General features: G+C 46.2%; 10 protein-coding genes. 2 read left to right on the top strand and 8 right to left on the bottom strand.

Annotation, left to right across the window (positions count from 1 at the left end):
- From RID09_RS15605 to RID09_RS15570, 8 genes are all read right to left on the bottom strand, one after another.
- Positions 1 to 1,729: condensation domain-containing protein (locus RID09_RS15605; protein ID WP_446336843.1), on the bottom strand; the 1,729-nt coding region annotated here is incomplete at its 3' end.
- Entirely contained in the window at positions 1,726 to 5,940 is a 4,215-nt protein-coding gene (locus RID09_RS15600; protein ID WP_446336842.1) for an amino acid adenylation domain-containing protein, read from the bottom strand. The genes RID09_RS15600 and RID09_RS15605, both read right to left, overlap by 4 nt.
- 45 nt (positions 5,941 to 5,985) lie before the next feature.
- Positions 5,986 to 7,491, bottom strand: coding sequence for a 3-oxoacyl-[acyl-carrier-protein] synthase III C-terminal domain-containing protein (locus tag RID09_RS15595; protein WP_446336841.1), 1,506 nt, complete (start codon positions 7,489 to 7,491; stop codon positions 5,986 to 5,988).
- A 94-nt stretch (positions 7,492 to 7,585) separates the two neighbouring features.
- Positions 7,586 to 8,020, bottom strand: coding sequence for a holo-ACP synthase (gene acpS / locus RID09_RS15590; RefSeq protein ID WP_446336840.1), 435 nt, complete (start codon positions 8,018 to 8,020; stop codon positions 7,586 to 7,588).
- Between the two features lie 3 nt (positions 8,021 to 8,023).
- Positions 8,024 to 9,352: an anthranilate synthase component I family protein gene (locus RID09_RS15585; RefSeq protein WP_446336839.1), complete on the bottom strand. Its 1,329-nt coding sequence runs from the start codon at positions 9,350 to 9,352 to the stop codon at positions 8,024 to 8,026.
- A gap of 209 nt (positions 9,353 to 9,561) precedes the next feature.
- Positions 9,562 to 11,109: a benzoate-CoA ligase family protein gene (locus RID09_RS15580; RefSeq protein ID WP_446336838.1), complete on the bottom strand. Its 1,548-nt coding sequence runs from the start codon at positions 11,107 to 11,109 to the stop codon at positions 9,562 to 9,564.
- A gap of 41 nt (positions 11,110 to 11,150) precedes the next feature.
- A complete protein-coding gene (acpS, locus tag RID09_RS15575; protein ID WP_446336837.1) occupies positions 11,151 to 11,540 on the bottom strand; it encodes a holo-ACP synthase in 390 nt (129 codons plus the stop codon).
- A complete protein-coding gene (locus RID09_RS15570) occupies positions 11,530 to 11,787 on the bottom strand; it encodes an acyl carrier protein (RefSeq protein ID WP_446336836.1) in 258 nt (85 codons plus the stop codon). The genes acpS (RID09_RS15575) and RID09_RS15570 overlap by 11 nt, the downstream gene beginning before the upstream one ends.
- A gap of 608 nt (positions 11,788 to 12,395) precedes the next feature.
- Here RID09_RS15570 and RID09_RS15565 point away from each other — a divergent pair.
- The gene (locus tag RID09_RS15565; RefSeq protein WP_446336835.1) at positions 12,396 to 14,921 is read left to right on the top strand and encodes a TonB-dependent siderophore receptor; all 2,526 of its coding nucleotides are present in this window, start codon (positions 12,396 to 12,398) and stop codon (positions 14,919 to 14,921) included.
- Positions 14,922 to 15,162: 241 nt separating this feature from the next.
- A complete protein-coding gene (locus tag RID09_RS15560; RefSeq protein ID WP_446336834.1) occupies positions 15,163 to 16,284 on the top strand; it encodes an RRXRR domain-containing protein in 1,122 nt (373 codons plus the stop codon).
- Positions 16,285 to 16,338: the final 54 nt, after the last annotated feature.

Here is a 16,338-nt window from a genome sequence, read left to right as displayed (position 1 = left end):
TGAGCTGTTCATCCTCAAACACCACTGCCACAGCATCAGGGGTACGCTCCACCTGGGCTTCAAATAGCTGGTGAATACAGGCATGTTTGGGATAATCTGCCTGAGTATTGTTCCACTCCACCCACAATTGATGCTGTTCGGTTGAAGTTAACAGGGGTAAGTCTGATAGGCGCTGGTTGGGGTTGGCTACAATGCCTTCTAATAAGGTCTGAAAATGACCTACCATGCGAGCGATCGTGGCAGCATCAAACAGGTCAGTTTTGTACTCGATACTGGCGCTAAGTCCTTGTTGTGTCTCCTCTAGGTACAGGGTCAAATCCAACTTCGCTGTTGGGCTATCGACCTTCAGCCAACTTAGGGTTAAGTCCGACAGTTCGGAGTTTGGCATTGATGAATTAAAGACAAACCCTACTGGAAATAGATTCGTTTGGCTCGAATTGTGTTCCAGTTGCAGTTGTGGCAATAGCATTTCAACAGGCAAGTTCTGGTGCTCGTATGCCCCTAGAGTCACTTCACGCACTCGACCCAAAAGTTCCCTAAAACTTGGGTTGCCTGACAGGTCGGTGCGGAGTGCCAAAATATTCATGAAGTTACCAATTAGGTTCTCCAGTTCGACTCGGTTGCGGTAAGTCATGGGCGAAATGACTAAGATGTCTTCTTGCCCTGTGTAGCGGTAGAGTAAGGTTTTGAATACCGCTAGCAGTGTCATGAATAGAGTGGCTCCGGTTGCGCGGCTAGTTGCTTTAAGCGCCTCAATCAGCGTCTTGGGCAGCACGAAGAATTGTGTTTTTCCCGCGAAGGTTGGGACTGGAGAACGCGATCGAGCAGTAGGAAGCTGGAGAACAGTTGGAGCCTTTGCGAGTTGCTGCTTCCAGTAAGTCAGCTCTTTGGAAAGCAAATCTCCCTGCAAATATTGCCTTTGCCAAACAGCAAAGTCGGCATATTGGATAGGGAGGTCAGGAAGGGGTGAGGGTTTAGCGCTCGCGAAGGCTTCGTAAAGTGCTTTTAACTCTTGAAAAATCAAGCCGACTGATTGATTGTCTGAGACAATGTGGTGCATCACAATTTGCAGTACATGCTCTGTCTGTCCCAGTTGCAGCAATCTTACGCGCATTAACGGGCTTTTGGTGAGGTCAAACGGTTGCTGTATTTCCTCAGCAAGCAGGCGCTGCACCTCGGCTTCCTGCTGTGTTTTGGAAAACGATTCTCCGGCAACGAGGCTAAGCGATCGCGCTGGCGTGCTGCTGCAAGCCGATCGCAAGTCTATGACTGGCAGTGTGAAGGCGAAGGTGGGTAAAATTACCTGGACTGGTTGCCCATTCACAGTTTTAAAGGTGGTTCGCAAGGCTTCATGGCGTTGAATGATTTCCCTGAAGCTTCGCTCTAAAACTGCGACTTGGAGCGAACCGCTGATTTTCACTACTACAGATTCGTTGTAGGTAGGATTATTCCCCTCTAGTTGGTTAATTAACCACATCTTCTGTTGAGCAAAAGATAGGGGTAAGTCTGTAGTCCGTGGAACGGGTTGAATTGGCTCAACACTGGAACTGAAGCCAAACGCCGTTTTTTGCAGAAACTCAACGATCTCAGCTTTGCGCTCTTTTAGTTGAGCCAGTAGGTTTGGTGTTAGCGTTTCTTTGGGGGCGCTATAACGCAATTTGTCATCCTGAACCCAAAGCTTCACGTCCAGAGTGTGAAAGTAAGATAAAAGCTCTTCAACAGTTTTCATAGCTCTCCCTCCTCGCGATCGCCTAGCGCAGCACTACTAAGAACGGGCAGTTTTTGGGCTGTCCCAGCAGTCTTCTTAATTTGCTCAACCAAGTCAGCCACAGTAGGTTTATTAAACAAACTCGCCAGGGGCAAATCCACTTGGCATTTTGCTCTGATCGCAGAGATGATTTGGGTAGCCCTTAGGGAATCTCCCCCCAACTCGAAGAAGTTGTCATGAATCCCCACCCGATCGATTTGGAATACCTCTTGCCAAAGATTAGCCATGAATTGCTCGGCTTCAGTCTGGGGCATTACATAAGGTGTTTGAGTCTGGGGAAGAAGACTCTCTGGTGCAGGCAAGGCACGGCGATCTACTTTACCGTTAGCTGTCAACGGCAGGGCATCTAAGACAATATACCCAGAAGGCACCATGTAGTCGGGTAGCTTCTGTTGTAGGAATTGGCGTAACTCATACACCAGAGAGTCGGGTTGCTTTTGCTGGGTAGGTTGCAACCACTGCTTAGTCCAAGCTAAGTCTATCCCTCCGCCTACAAAGCTGTGGAGCAAAATCTGATTGGATTCTAGTTGCAAACCATCTCGCAGTTCTTCAAACTCCAGAGCCCCAATGGGGCAAAGTCCGATTTCATAGTCTGGTGCAGTGTCCATTATTAATTGGCTAATGTAACCCGCTTCCAGTAAACAAAAGTCTTTGGACAATTCCCCATACATGGGAGCGATCGCATTCAGTTGTCCAATTAAAAATAGTGAAAACGCCGATCGCTCAAAAATTGGCTGATTTTTTTCAAAATAGATACTGCCCTTAATTTCCGGTGCAGCAGTCAGGAATACCAAACGGTGGTCGGCGGGATGGTAATAGTAAAAACCAGTTTCTAACCCTTCCACCCGGTTATATTTAATGTACAAATACGTTTGTACCGGATAAAGTCCCCCAGCAGAAGCATAGCGATATTTCGGTAAAGGAGAACCCTTCAGCTTCATCTGTAGCAGGCAGCTTAAAAACTGACCAAACTGTCTTAAAGGAATAGGTTTATCCAGAAATTTCCGATAGCTTTGGCGTTGTAAATAAGCCTGAGTAAGGACTTCATCGAACTCCGGTTTCGGTAACTCAATACTGGCTTGATCGGGTTGAAGTTGTCGTAATCCCGGTTGATTAAGCTTAAATTCAATTCGCTCTGTGGCATCGACTACAACGCCTTCAAGTTGATGGGGTTCATGAGCGTCAGCTTGTCCCTCAGTTAGAGCTAAGCTTTCGTCAGGAACAATGTAAGCCACCAAACGCTGTTTATGGTGTTCTTCACCCATTGCGGTAACTACTGCCGATCGCACGGCTGGATGCTGGGTCAAAGCTGTCTCAATTTCTCCGGCTTCAATGCGGTGTCCCCGAATCTTAATTTGAAAGTCTACTCGTCCTAAAAATTCAATGTTGCCATCAGGACGATATCGCCCTAAATCTCCGGTACGATAAATCCGTTCCCCAGTGCGCGGATGCATGATGAAACTGGCACGAGTTTTTTCTTCGTTGCACCAATAACCTTTTGCTAACCCAACTCCCGCACAGCAGAGTTCTCCAGGAACCCAGGTGGGACAATCTTCTAATGCCTGATTTAAAACGTAGTATTTGGTATTGGCAATAGGTTTGCCGTAGGGGATGCTTTTCCACGCAGCATCAACGGTTTCCACGACGTACCAGATATTCCAAAGTGTGGTTTCAGTCGGACCACCAACGCTGACGACTCGGACGTTTTCAACAAGCGATCGCAGACGTTGAGGTAAAGTAATAGGAATCCAATCTCCTCCTAGAAATGTCCAACGCAACGATTGAGGCAGTAATTCAGAGCGGTTGCCAACGTATTCCAACAACATCTCCATCATGGCGGGTACCGAATTCCAGATGGTGATGTTTTCCCTCAGCATTAACTCCACCCAGTGGACAGGGTCTTTTGTGGCAGCCGCATCAGGTAGGATAATTGTTCCTCCGGCGGCTAAGATGCCAAAAATGTCATAAACTGACATGTCATGGTGGAGAGCGGTGAGTGCCAGCACCCGATCGCTTGCCGTAATATTGAAGGATTGATTGGTTTGCGCGATCGCATTAACCACTCCGCGATGGCTAACCATCACTCCTTTAGGCAACCCTGTGGAACCGGATGTATAGATAACGTAGGCTAAATCGTCAGGAGTTTGGACAGGCTGGAGTGGTTCCTTACTTTCTTCTGCAAAGTCTCCTTTATCTATACACAGCCGATGAATACCTTCAGCCCATGCTAATTTTTCATTGAGCCAAGATTGGGTAAGCACAATGTCAGCTTCACTATTTTCGAGCAGGTATTGCAACCGTTCTTGAGGTAGGTTGGGATCGATAGGAACGTAAGCAGCACCAGCCGCTAAAATGCCCATAACGGCAACAATTTGCTCCCATCCCTTTTCCATGACAACGGCTACCAGTTGGTTAGGAGTTGCGCCCAATGAGCGCAGCTTCTGACCCACCTGATTAGACTGTTCATATAAGTCCTGATAAGTCAGGGTACGCTGGGGCGAGATAATTGCAGTTTCATGCGCCCGTGTGGGTACTTGGGCGGCAAATAATTCATGCAGCAGTTTGTCAGGAAGGGGTGCATCAGTGGAATTAATCGCATTTCGCTGCATCAGTTGAGAGGAAGGCAAAAGTTGTCGCCTCGTCTCAACCCAGGCTGACTCAGAGGTGGCTAGCTGTTTGAGGAAACGACAATACGCCTCAAACATATCGTTAATTAAACCTTCGGGGAAAAGTTCTTCCACCACATCCCAGTTAAAGGTTAATTCTCCTTTTTCCTCCCAGACTTGAATATCCATCCACGCTTGAGACGCTTGGCTGATACCGTAAACTAACTCACCGAAATGACTAAAGGTTAGGGTTTCTTGTCCCAGGGAACGGAAACCCAAGGTGCTGGTGAAAATCACAGGCATGGCGCTGGGGGTAGCCCCTTTCCGGCGAGATAGTTCCCGCACCACCCGCACTCCACTAAAATAACGGTGTTCTAAATCCTGCCACAGTTGTTTTTGCAGACGAACGGCGCGATCGCGAAATGACTCGGAGGCTGAGTTGTCTACGGCTAAAAGGGTTACGGAGGTAAAGTCTCCTAAAATATCATTGACTTGGGGATGCAAGGGGAGGCGATTAAATAGGGCAAGATTCAGCGTAAATTGGGGATTCTTGCTCCAACGGGTTAAGATTTCGGCAAAGGCAGCCAGTAGAACGCCAGAGGGGGTTAAACCGACACTTGTCCCTTTTTGTTGCAAATTCTGCCAGTCAGTGCGGTTGAGGTATCCCTCATACCGTTTATTCCTAGGTTGGGTGAGTTCTTTCGGAGTCTTGGCTAAGGGTAACTCTGGGGCTGGGGGTAAACTGTCTAGGCGGCTAAACCAATACTCTTGCGATCGCTGGTACAATTGTGTCTCTTGCAACCCTTGCTCTGCCAAGACATAATCCCGGAAGGAAATCTCTAACGGGGGCAAAGCCATCTCAGGATGCTGATAGAGTTTAAACCACTCATCAAATAGACGAAATAGACTCCACGCATCAAAGACTTGCAAATCGTAACTAACGTGCAACCGGACGCGCCCTTCATCTAAACAGGTGACTCGAAATTCAAATAGGGGCCACTGGTCAGCAGGTAGCACCTGATGAGACATGCGATCGCGAATGGCTTGTATTTTTTCCGTAACAATTTCTGCATCCTTTCCCCTCAAATCCAAGACTTCAATTTGATAGGCAGGGACTGTTTGCAGAATCTGCTGCTGACCATCGGGTAAAACAATGGCTCGTAGCATATCGTGACGCTCAATTAATTGTTGCAGCGTCTGGTTTAATCGGTCTAAATTTAAGTCTTTTCCTTCGATTTCATAGTAACCATGATTAGCGACATTACCGAGTTCTAATACACCACTACGACCCACCCAGAAGGCATGTTGCATATCAGTTAGGGGAAAGGGTTCGTAACGCTGATTGGGTGCTGGCACAATTTTGGGTAGCCATGGCACGTTTTGCCGTGGCGCGTCCTTCGTGTTTTGATGCAGCAATAAAAGGATATCAGCTTTATGTTCAGCTAAGCTGCTACGCAGGTTGGGAGTTATTACCCCTTTGGGGGCATCAACATCTAGGGAATTTCCATTCGCCGCCAGTTTGACGCCTTGATTGGAGAGATGGGTTAACAGTGAATTTAAGTCCATGGTTGTAAGTTTTAAAGTTTGTTTATGGGCGGATTAGTTATTTCTTTAAAGACTTAATTTTTCTCTGTCTTCTGCTTCACTAACATCAGTAACAGAGCCTAAACCTGACGCCATTAAGTTTGCCAAAGCGAATTGGTTAAGCAGGTGTTTCGCCAGTTGAGTTATCGTACTTTCCCCAAAGAATTGCTCGATTGAGACTCGCACCTGTAAATCGGTTTCGATGCGGCTTTTGAGCATCAGAACGATCAACGAGTCTAGGAATGATGTGAGGGATTGCTCAGGCGTGAGATTGGATGAGGGATGTTGAAGTAAGCTGGCTAAAACGTTCAGAAGATAGGTTTCTAGTATCTCCTGTTGTTCTTTGGGTTGAGCCGCGAGGAGTTGTTCTCTGGATAGCGTTTCTTTTGGAGTAGCCTTTCCTGCGGGTACATGAATTTTTTCTTGTGCTGGAGTAACACTGATTGGAGGTGCTGGAACTGAACCCAATGCGACATCACCCCAGCGCATTACCGTTGCGGCGGCGGTGGCGGCGGCGCCGTTGGTGTAGGCGAGAACTAAATCGTTTTCGCGCAGTTTACCGGATTGTGCCGCGTGGTACAAAGCAGCGAGGGGAAAGACGGGTCCAATATTGGCATATCGAGGGTAGAGATTCAGGGTACGTTCTGGATCAATACCCAATGCTTGAGTACAGACACTGGCATACCAAGCTGTTGGAGTATTAAAGGCAAAAAAGTCAATTTGGTCAAGGGTAACACCAGCCGATGCGATCGCGCCTTTGCAGCAGATACGGACAAATTCCACGGCGGTTTCGGCAAGTACACTGGGGTTCTCCCCGGTGCGAGTACGCATCCGAGGTTTCCCTTGGCGGTCTAGTTCCAGTTCGTGGCTGTAAGCCTCGCAGGTTGCTGCTGTATGTACGATCTTACTACCGAGGATGCCTTGATTAGGGTGGAGGAAATCGACGATAAATGCTCCCCCTGCATCACCCATAGACCAGGATAGAGAATCTTCCTTGTCTACAGCATTAGAACCCAGATGAGACACCACAACCAATACATTCTGGTATTCTCCAGTTTGCACCAATGCAGAGGCATTTTGCAGGGCGATTAAGGCACTTGAACAAGTCGATTCCAGATTCCAAGCCGGACAGTGCAAGTTCAGTTTACGGGCAATGTAGGCAGCATTGCCGAATCCGATCCCCTCAGGGAAAATGGAGGCGACGATTACCAGTTCAATGTCTTCTGCCTTCAAATTGGCTGCACTGAGTACATCTTGCGCCGCTTGACATTCCAGCATCAGTGAAGACTCATCCGCACCAAGTACCCGTCGTTCAACAGAACCTCGGAAGGGATCAGGTAAATAGGGAGCTACCGCTTGTGACCACATCGTTAGTCCAGAGTTATCGTTTGTATAGTCAGGTGTCGATCTAGAGTTCCTATTTCGTTTGAGTTTACCCTGATTCTGATATGTTTTTTGCCAATAATCATTAGTACGAATTAGGCGGGGAAAGCGAATTGCTAGTGAGCGAATACCAACGGGGCTTTTAATCATAGGTCATTCGTTATTAGTTATTAGTCATGATTATCTATCCTTGTAGTGCGAGCATCTTGCTCGCTACCCATTCCCAATTTAAATGCATTACAGCTTATACCGTAGGGTGGGCATTGCCCACCAGCCTTAAGTCAGTGACATTACCCCTAAGAGCAAGTACACTGGCAGCAACATAAGATGAGGTATGACTGATACTCAGTAGCCATTTAGTAATACCGAATTCCGCTGCTATTTTTTGGCATTTACCATATAAAACAAGGGCAGGTTGACCCGTTGGCAACCGTTGCACTTCCATATCCAGCCAGGAAATATCTGGACGTACAGATATACCCAGAATTTTCAACACAGCTTGCTTGACAGCAAAACGACTGGCAAGGTATTGGATACGGCTAGAACCCAACTCAGGAGTCCTACGTTCTGTTGCTGTAAAATGTTCCATTTCCCAATCTTCCCCGGAGCGCTCAATGTATTCTTTGATGTGATTTGTTTCCAGAATTTCCAGTCCATGACCGATAATTATTTGGCTCATGGCTTAAGTGCTAGACTTCAAAACCAAATTCGTCAACATGGTGTTCATTTTGTTAACCGACTCCATGTATTCGTTTTCCGGAATCGATTCAGCTACGATACCCGCTCCAGCATTTAGAGAAATACAATTGCCATATTGATAAACCGAACGAATCGCAATCGCTAAATCTGCCATTCCCTCACTATTAACCCAGCCGATACCCCCGGCATAAATTCCCCTAGGTTCATCTTCTAGGCGGTCAATCCATTCTAAAGCTTTGGCTTTATCAATTCCAGACACGGTAATTCCGGGAAATAAAATCTTCAACGCATCCCACAGCGTATTTTCCGGTTTGAGTTGACCACCCACCCGTGATGATAGATGTTGCACACAGCGATATTTTTTGACTTCCATAAACTTAAAAACCTGAACCGTTTCTGGTAAACAAAGTGAGGATATTTCAGTTTGCGCTAACCAAATCGAAAGCGCGTGTTCTTTTACTTCTTTAGCATCTGTGAAAAGTTCACCATTGAATCGAGTATCCTCTGCCAAGCTTTCACCACGAGGTCGAGTTCCTGCCAATGGATTTGTAGTGACAAAGCCATCTTTACTCACCTCCATTAAAATTTCTGGACTAAACCCCACCGCCTGAACATCACCGATATTTAAGCAATAAGAACGGGCTGAATTATTGGCTTTAGCCCCAACGACGTAAGTTCCTAGTACGTCTAACTCGCCAGTAATTTTCAGGGAGCGAGCCAGAATAGCTTTATGTAGCTCTGAGTTTTGGATTGCCCCAATTAGAGTAGTAATCTGGTTTTGGTAGCGTTCGCGATCGCCAAAATCAACAACTAGGGATTTTGGCACATAATTGGCAATTTCACTCTCTATACATAATAAACTACAAACTTGCTCCACTGACCGATTAGTTTTAACATAAACTCCCTTGCCAGTAAAACGCAGTTCAATCTCTGGAATGAAAAAGCATAAAAGGTCTTGCTGGATTGCTTTAGAATATGAGGAATAAAAACCAGCGATATCAAATGCCACATACCCGTAAGCTGTCCACCCTTCAATCGGCAAAGCGTTGAGTAATTCTGCCACTTGTTGAAAAGGATCAGTAACGGGTACTGAAGAAGACATTCCCATCCCTTTTAATGAGACAGCATCCTGGCTGACTGACACCTTAACTAACTCATTGCCTGCAATACGAACCTCATTTTTCCCTTCGTACATTACATAAGTCTCAAAAATACCAGCTTGTAAGAGATTCTGTAAGACAACAACAGCATCTTTTTTACCCGGTATAAAAGTTTCATAATAAGTGATGGCTGGTCTTAACTCGGTTAGCATCTATCAGCTCCTTGATTTTAGGTCATTGGTCATTGGGAAAATACTCACTTATCAATGGATAATTGATAATTGATAATTGATAATTGATTAATTGGGTCTAAGACCTCTTCGTTTACGAAGAAATTAAAAAAAATTTAATTTCAATCCTCTTCTTTTAAGGAGAAGTCATTATTCATTGTTCCTTATACATTGTCAATTTGTGAATTATTTCATCCAATCATCGCCTCATTCAATAGTTTTTTTCGATAAATCTTACCTGTAGAAGTACGCGGTAAATTTTCAACAAAATGAATGATTTTCGGGGCTTTAAAATGAGGCAAGTGCTGTTTAGCAAATTTACGAATACTATCTTCTAACTCCGGCGAGGGTTCCTGTTCTGGCTTGAGACCGACATAGGCGACAATCTGATTTAACTGTTCACCCTGACCCGATTCTGGTACGACTGCCACTTCCAGAACTTGGGGATGTTGATGTAATATATCTTCAATTTCCAACGGTGATATCCACTGACCATTCACCTTAAATAGGTCATCATTTCGCCCCATAAACCAGAAATAACCATCAGAATCACATCGGTACTTATCCCCCGTTCGCATCATATTGCCACAAATAACATTTCGCGTCTGTTTCAGTCGATTCCAGTACCCCAACATCAAGCTTTCACCACTGACCTGAAGATTGCCAATTTCATCAGGAGAACAGGGAAACCCTTGCTCATTAACCACTTGGACACTGTAGCCAGGAACAGGATATCCAGAACTCCCAGGTTTACACTGTCCAACTCGATTCGAGAGAAAAATATGCAAAAATTCAGTTGTACCAATGCCTTCGCAAATTTCCTGGTTATAGGTTTTCAGCCACTGATGCCAAATACTTTTGGGTAACTGTTCGGCAGCTGATACACATAAGCGTAAGCAAGTGGCATCTAGGGGAGCAATATCATGTACAGCAAGAATATTTGCATAAACGCTAGGAATGCCAAACAAAACGGTCGGTTTATAGCGCTGAATATCGGCAATAATATCAAAAATATTATTGGCATCCGATAAGACACTAGCTGCACCAACTGCCATTGGCATATATAGGGTATTCCCTAAGCCGTAGGCAAAGGGCATTTTAGCAACTGAATAGGTAATATCATCGCGCTGTAAACCCAGGGTAGCTTTACCATAATTTTCTGCACAAACGACCATATTTTGATGGAGATGAATGGCTCCTTTCGGTCGTCCTGTACTACCAGAAGTATAAAGCCAAAAGGCAGGTTCATCGCGACAGGTTTCGGCACAAGATAGTTGGTCGTCTTGTTGAGAAAGCAAGGATAAAAAAGGGTTTTCTCCATCCGTTAGTAGACTATGGTGCAAAAACTGAGACTGAATTGGAGTCAGTTTTTCTTGCCATGCTTGAGTGGTTAATAAAATCTTGGCGCGAGAATCATGCAGAATATATTGAATATCATCAAGAGTACAAGCTGTGTTAATGGGAACTGGTACAGCACCCAGCCAAATTGCTCCCCAGAAGGCAAAGACAAACTCTGGAGTATCGGGTAGGAGAATAGCCATCCGGTTTTCTCGTTCTAACCCTAACTCAGAGAGTAATCGAGCGGTGCGTCGAACGAAACGGCTTAACTGAGAGTAGGTGTAGGTTTTATCCTGATAGTAAAATACCGCTCTATCACTCCGTTCTGGGAGAAAATGACTGTCTAAGAAGTAAGCCGCGACATTCAAATTATCGGGTAATTTTTCAGTAATACTATCCATGTTTAGAGTTGAGGTTGGAGATAGTTTATTTGAGTCTTGAGTTACAGAGCTAGGACATGCACCAGTACGTGATTATCCCAGGAAAACCAAGTCCCTAGCCAGTTTGTTACTCCCTGTTGTTTTGCCAGAATCATTGCTTGTCCATTGAGCTGAATCCTTAACTTGTTGTGATTATTAATATTCGCTTCAATCTCTGTCCATTCAATGTCAGATATCCCAGTTCCTAACGCTTTTGCCACCGCTTCTTTTGTGGCAAAGCACACAGCATAAGCTTGGTGAGGATTACTGGTGAATTGACAACTGTCAATCTCGTTGGCGGTAAACAGTAAAGCTAAGGTTTGATTGTCATATCGCTCAATCAATCGGCTAATCCTATCGATAGGCGTGATATCAATCCCAATTCCTTTAACTCCTGTCGATTCAGGAGGCATTTTGAGAACTCGTCAGTCTCGCCGCCTCAACCAGATTGCAAAGTTGAGCTAGGGTTAAATCTTTCCGTCCTCCCAGCTTGACACTAACTCCCAACTGCCGTTTTAATCCGAGGGCAATTTCAACGGTTTCCGTCGAGTCAAGCTGTAAGTCTTGACGCAGTAATGTATTTTGATTCAGTGATTCTTTCGGAATACCCAACTCGGTCAGTATTCCTTGGAGAGTATCCATTACATTTCGAGTATCCATGAGATTAAGTATCAATGCACCACGTTTGAGAAAGTACGGCTGGTTTGAATTGAGCCACGCCACAAAAACATCACAACTTTTCCATTTCCCTTTCCCTGAAAAAAGGCATTATCCTCTGTCATTCCCCCTGGTAGGGGGAAGGAAGGTCAGGTCAGTCTCTACCGATCTTGACCCAACGCAATTAGTTGCAACTACTTTTCAATAACCATTGATAACTCTAGTATAGGTTTTTGCTCTTGGCAAGCCCTGTTATTGAAATTTTTTTTAAGTTATTGAGATTCATCTAGACCGAGCAAAGGTGACACTCAGCAAGCAGCGACAGAAAGCGATAAGCCGAAATAGCCTCTATACAAGCTTTTCAAGCGTTATATATTTAATAATTCTGGACACACCAGTTAGGCAAGTGGTCGCTATTGCCAAAATCTCCAGAGACTCACGCGCTCTACCAGTTGAAATAGATTATCAATAAAATTTAGGGAATGCCCCTTGACAGGCACAAATAAATCGGTTTATCCTCTCTAAGCTTATAAAAATTATTCGCAATAGTCATCACTCGAATTGCAGCTCAGCGATTCGAGCAGTTCAACGTGGGTTAAGAGGAAACCAGATTGAAATTACAACAATTACTTTCTAGCGTACTACTCACAGGCTCAGTACCTGTGTTGATGGCGACTCCAGCCATTGCTGATGTTGTACAAGTTACAGGTGTGCGTCTCGAAGAAACACCTCAGGGACTCGAAGTCATCGTAGAGACGGCTGAGGGTACAGCTCCCCAAGTCTTTACCACTAGCTACGGTGAAACATTTATTGCAGATTTAATCAACACCCAACTGCGTTTACCGGATGATCAACCCTTTCGCCAAGAGAATCCGGCTGAGGGCATTGCCTCAGTTACGGTGACGCAGCGTAATCCTAACAGTATTCGGGTAACGGTAACCGGTACAACAGGGTTACCAAGGGTCGAGGTAATGCCGAGTGCAACCGGACTATTATTTAGTCTGACGGCAGAAACCCCCACCGCTCAAACGCCACCTGAAACACCAGACGTGCCGCCAGACATGGAAATGGAACCAGAGGAGGAACCCGATACCCCCCCTCAAATGCCGGAACCGACCGATGAAATTGAATTGGTTGTCACGGCGGAACCGGACACAGGGTATCGAGTCCCCGACGCCACCACCGCCACTAGAACTGACACTCCCCTGCGTGATATTCCCCAGTCAATTCAGGTGGTTCCTGAAGAGGTGATTGAAGATCAACAAGTCATTCGTCTGAATGAAGCATTACGCAACGTCAGTGGTGTCACCCTGGGCAATACTCGTGCCAACGATACCGAGACATTTACCGTTCGAGGATTTGAGGATGCTACTATCCTGCGAGATGGCATTCGCCAGTTTAGCTTTGGTGGTACTCAAGAAACAGCTAACCTGGAACGAGTCGAGGTTCTCAAGGGACCTGCTTCCATTGTCTATGGGTCAGCAGAACCAGGAGGACTGATTAATGTAGTCACAAAAAAACCCTTACCCCAACCTTTCTACGAGATTGAAGCATCGGTCGGCAGCTATGGTTTCATCGAACCCAGCATTGACATATCCGGTCCGTTAACCTCAGATAGAAGCCTACTTTACCGACTCAATACCCTCTACCGTCGGTCGGATGGCTTTCGAGACTTTGACCAAGAGTTTGAACGATTCTTCATTGCTCCCGTCGTGACCTGGTTGATTAGCGATCGCACGGAACTCACGGTTGAATTGGAATACTTAGATAATATACAACCCTACGACCGAGGCTTAGTTGCCATTGGTGACGAAGTAGCTGATATTCCCTTCGACCGCATTTTCCATGAACCCGATGATTTTGTTGAAACTGAAGAGTTTAAGACAGGATATCGGTTAGAACATGGTTTAAATAATAACTGGACGCTGCGGAACATCTTGTGGTATTCCAATACTGATCTGTTTCTCCGAACCGCTGAACTGGGCAGTGTGAATGAAGCACGGGGTGTGGTATCCCGCAGCACACGCGAGTTTGATATCTATGAAGAAGCCTACGATATCCAAACCAACTTAGTGGGTGAATTTGCCACCGGATCAGTTGAACATGAACTCTTGGTTGGGTTTGATTTCCGCCGTAGCTTTCAGGATCTCGATCTCCAACAAGCATTTGCTCCTCCCCTAGCCCCACCCCCCATTCGTATTTTCGACCCAGTTTACGGATTTTCTTTACCGGATAGCGAAGATATCCCCCAACTGTTCGATGGTCGAAGTCAGCTACAACAGTGGGGCTTTTACCTACAAGATCTGATTTCCCTGACAGACAATTTCAAAGTCCTACTGAGTGGACGCTATGACATCGCTGACCAAAAAGCAACGATCCGACAGACTGATTTTTTCGATGGTTCATCCCCCACTCAAAGTGATGATGCCTTCAGTCCCCGTGTGGGTATCGTCTATCAACCCATAGAACAGCTTTCTCTCTACGCCAACTTCAGTCGCTCATTCCAACCCAACGATATTACATTCGGGGGTGATCTTCCCGAACCCGAACGGGGGACTCAATACGAAATCGGGGCTAAAGCCGAATTCCTAGATGGTAGACTCTCAGCCACCTTAGCGCTGTATGATTTAAGCAAGACGAATGTTTCGGTGTCTGATCCGGATAATCCTGGCTTCTCTATCGCCCTCGGCGAACAGCAAAATCAGGGAATTGAACTGGATATCGTCGGTAAAATTCTGCCGGGATGGAATATTATCGCCTCCTATTCCCACATTGATGCGGAAGTAACTGAAGGATTTTTTGGTATTCCCGAAGGGGGCAAACCACCGAACGTTGCCGAAAATACCGCGAGTTTGTGGACAACATATCAAATCCAACAGGGTAACTTGCAGGGACTCGGATTCGGATTTGGCTTGTTTTTCGTGGGAGAGCGATTTGGCGACTTCCAGAACACCTTTAAATTTAACGATTATCTTCGCACAGATGCAGCGATTTTTTATCGACGCGACAATTGGAGTGCTTCTGTTAACTTCAAAAACCTTTTCGACATAGACTATATCGAATCGGGTATCGGCAGATCTCAGATTAAACCGGGTGAACCGTTTACTATCATTGCTTCAGTGTCCGTGCAGTTTTAGGCAACACAGAGTTTCAACAACCCTAACCTAGCTATCGCTGCTCTGTTAGGGATTGCCAGGGACAGGACTGGCAACGTAAGCGTTGAATAGACCATTGAGCCACCAACTGATAAACACTTCCGGTGTGCTTCCCCAGCCCGGATTCACTGTAAGCCTACTTGTTTGGGCGCTTTAAGAGAGGACATTCTGTTTTGGTGGTGGTCGAGGGGACAGATAACTTACACACGAGAGGCTTATACCCATGATTCGTGTACCAGTTTTATCACCAGATGGTGAGCCATTAATGCCAGCTAAAGCCAGTCGTGTTCGACGTTGGTTAAAGGCTGGGAAAGCCAAGGTAGTAAACAACGACCTAAATCTATTTCAAGTCCAGTTAGTTGAGGAACCATCGGGTAAAGAAACTCAGGATATTTTGACCGGAATGCTCCCTTGTAAGCTGTTCACCGGAGTGGCTGTCCAGTCGAGGGGCGCTACCCTATTCCTAGCCCACCTCAACTTACCGTTTAAGAACGTGACTAAGCGGATGAGCCAACGGGCAATGATGCGACGGGGGAGACGGGGGCGGCGGATTAACCGCAAGGTTCCATTTAACCAACGCAATCACCGCGAATGCAGGTTCGACAATCGCAAGGGTCACAAGATACCCCCTAGCATCCGGGCTAATAAACAGCTTGCCTTGCGAGTAGTACAAGAGCTGAACAAGATTTACCCATTCACCGATGTGGTGGTGGAAGTGATTAAAGCCAGAGGAGACAAAGGGTTTAGCCCTACCATGGTTGGTCAATACTGGCAGATTGAACAGTTGGAACAGGCAGGTTATACCGTCCATACTCAAGAGGGATGGTACACCTCAAACCTAAGACAATACCTGGGTCTACCCAAAGCCAAAAACAAGGCAGAGTCCTCACCCGCCGCCCATGCCGTTGACGGTATCTGCCTCGTCGCCTCCCGGTTTATGCGCTATCGCCTAATCAAAGGGAGAAGTGGTACATGGTTAGGTGGAATAGCGGTAACACCCTGCCAATTTGCGGTAATCAGCCGCCCCCCAATTTGCCGTCGTCAGCTACACCTAATGATTAAGAGCAAGGGAGGGAAGCGGCGCGGCTATGGTGGGACAGTTACCCGCCACGGGTTTAGGAAGGGTGATTATGTCAAGGCTGAAAAGGCAGGTATCACCTACCACGGTTATGTTTCCGGTGATACCAAGACACAGGTTTCGGTTAGTGATGCTAACTGGAAACGGCTGGGACAGTTCACCGCCAAAAAAGTCCAATTGTTGCAGCGAAATACCGGACTGGTCTCAACAGTTGGATTGTCAAACCTCACCGCACTCAGCGAAGTCGAAGTGAACGGTTCGGTTTGACCTCTATCCCTCCCCAACCTGCTTCGCTGAGGTTGGGGTCTCACGAGGTAAAGC

This window comes from Coleofasciculus sp. G1-WW12-02, assembly GCF_040219735.1.
In the GTDB taxonomy this organism is placed as follows: Bacteria; Cyanobacteriota; Cyanobacteriia; order Cyanobacteriales; family Coleofasciculaceae; genus Coleofasciculus.
Note: the sequence above shows the minus strand (reverse complement) of the source record. Positions and strands in the feature narration are given on the sequence as shown.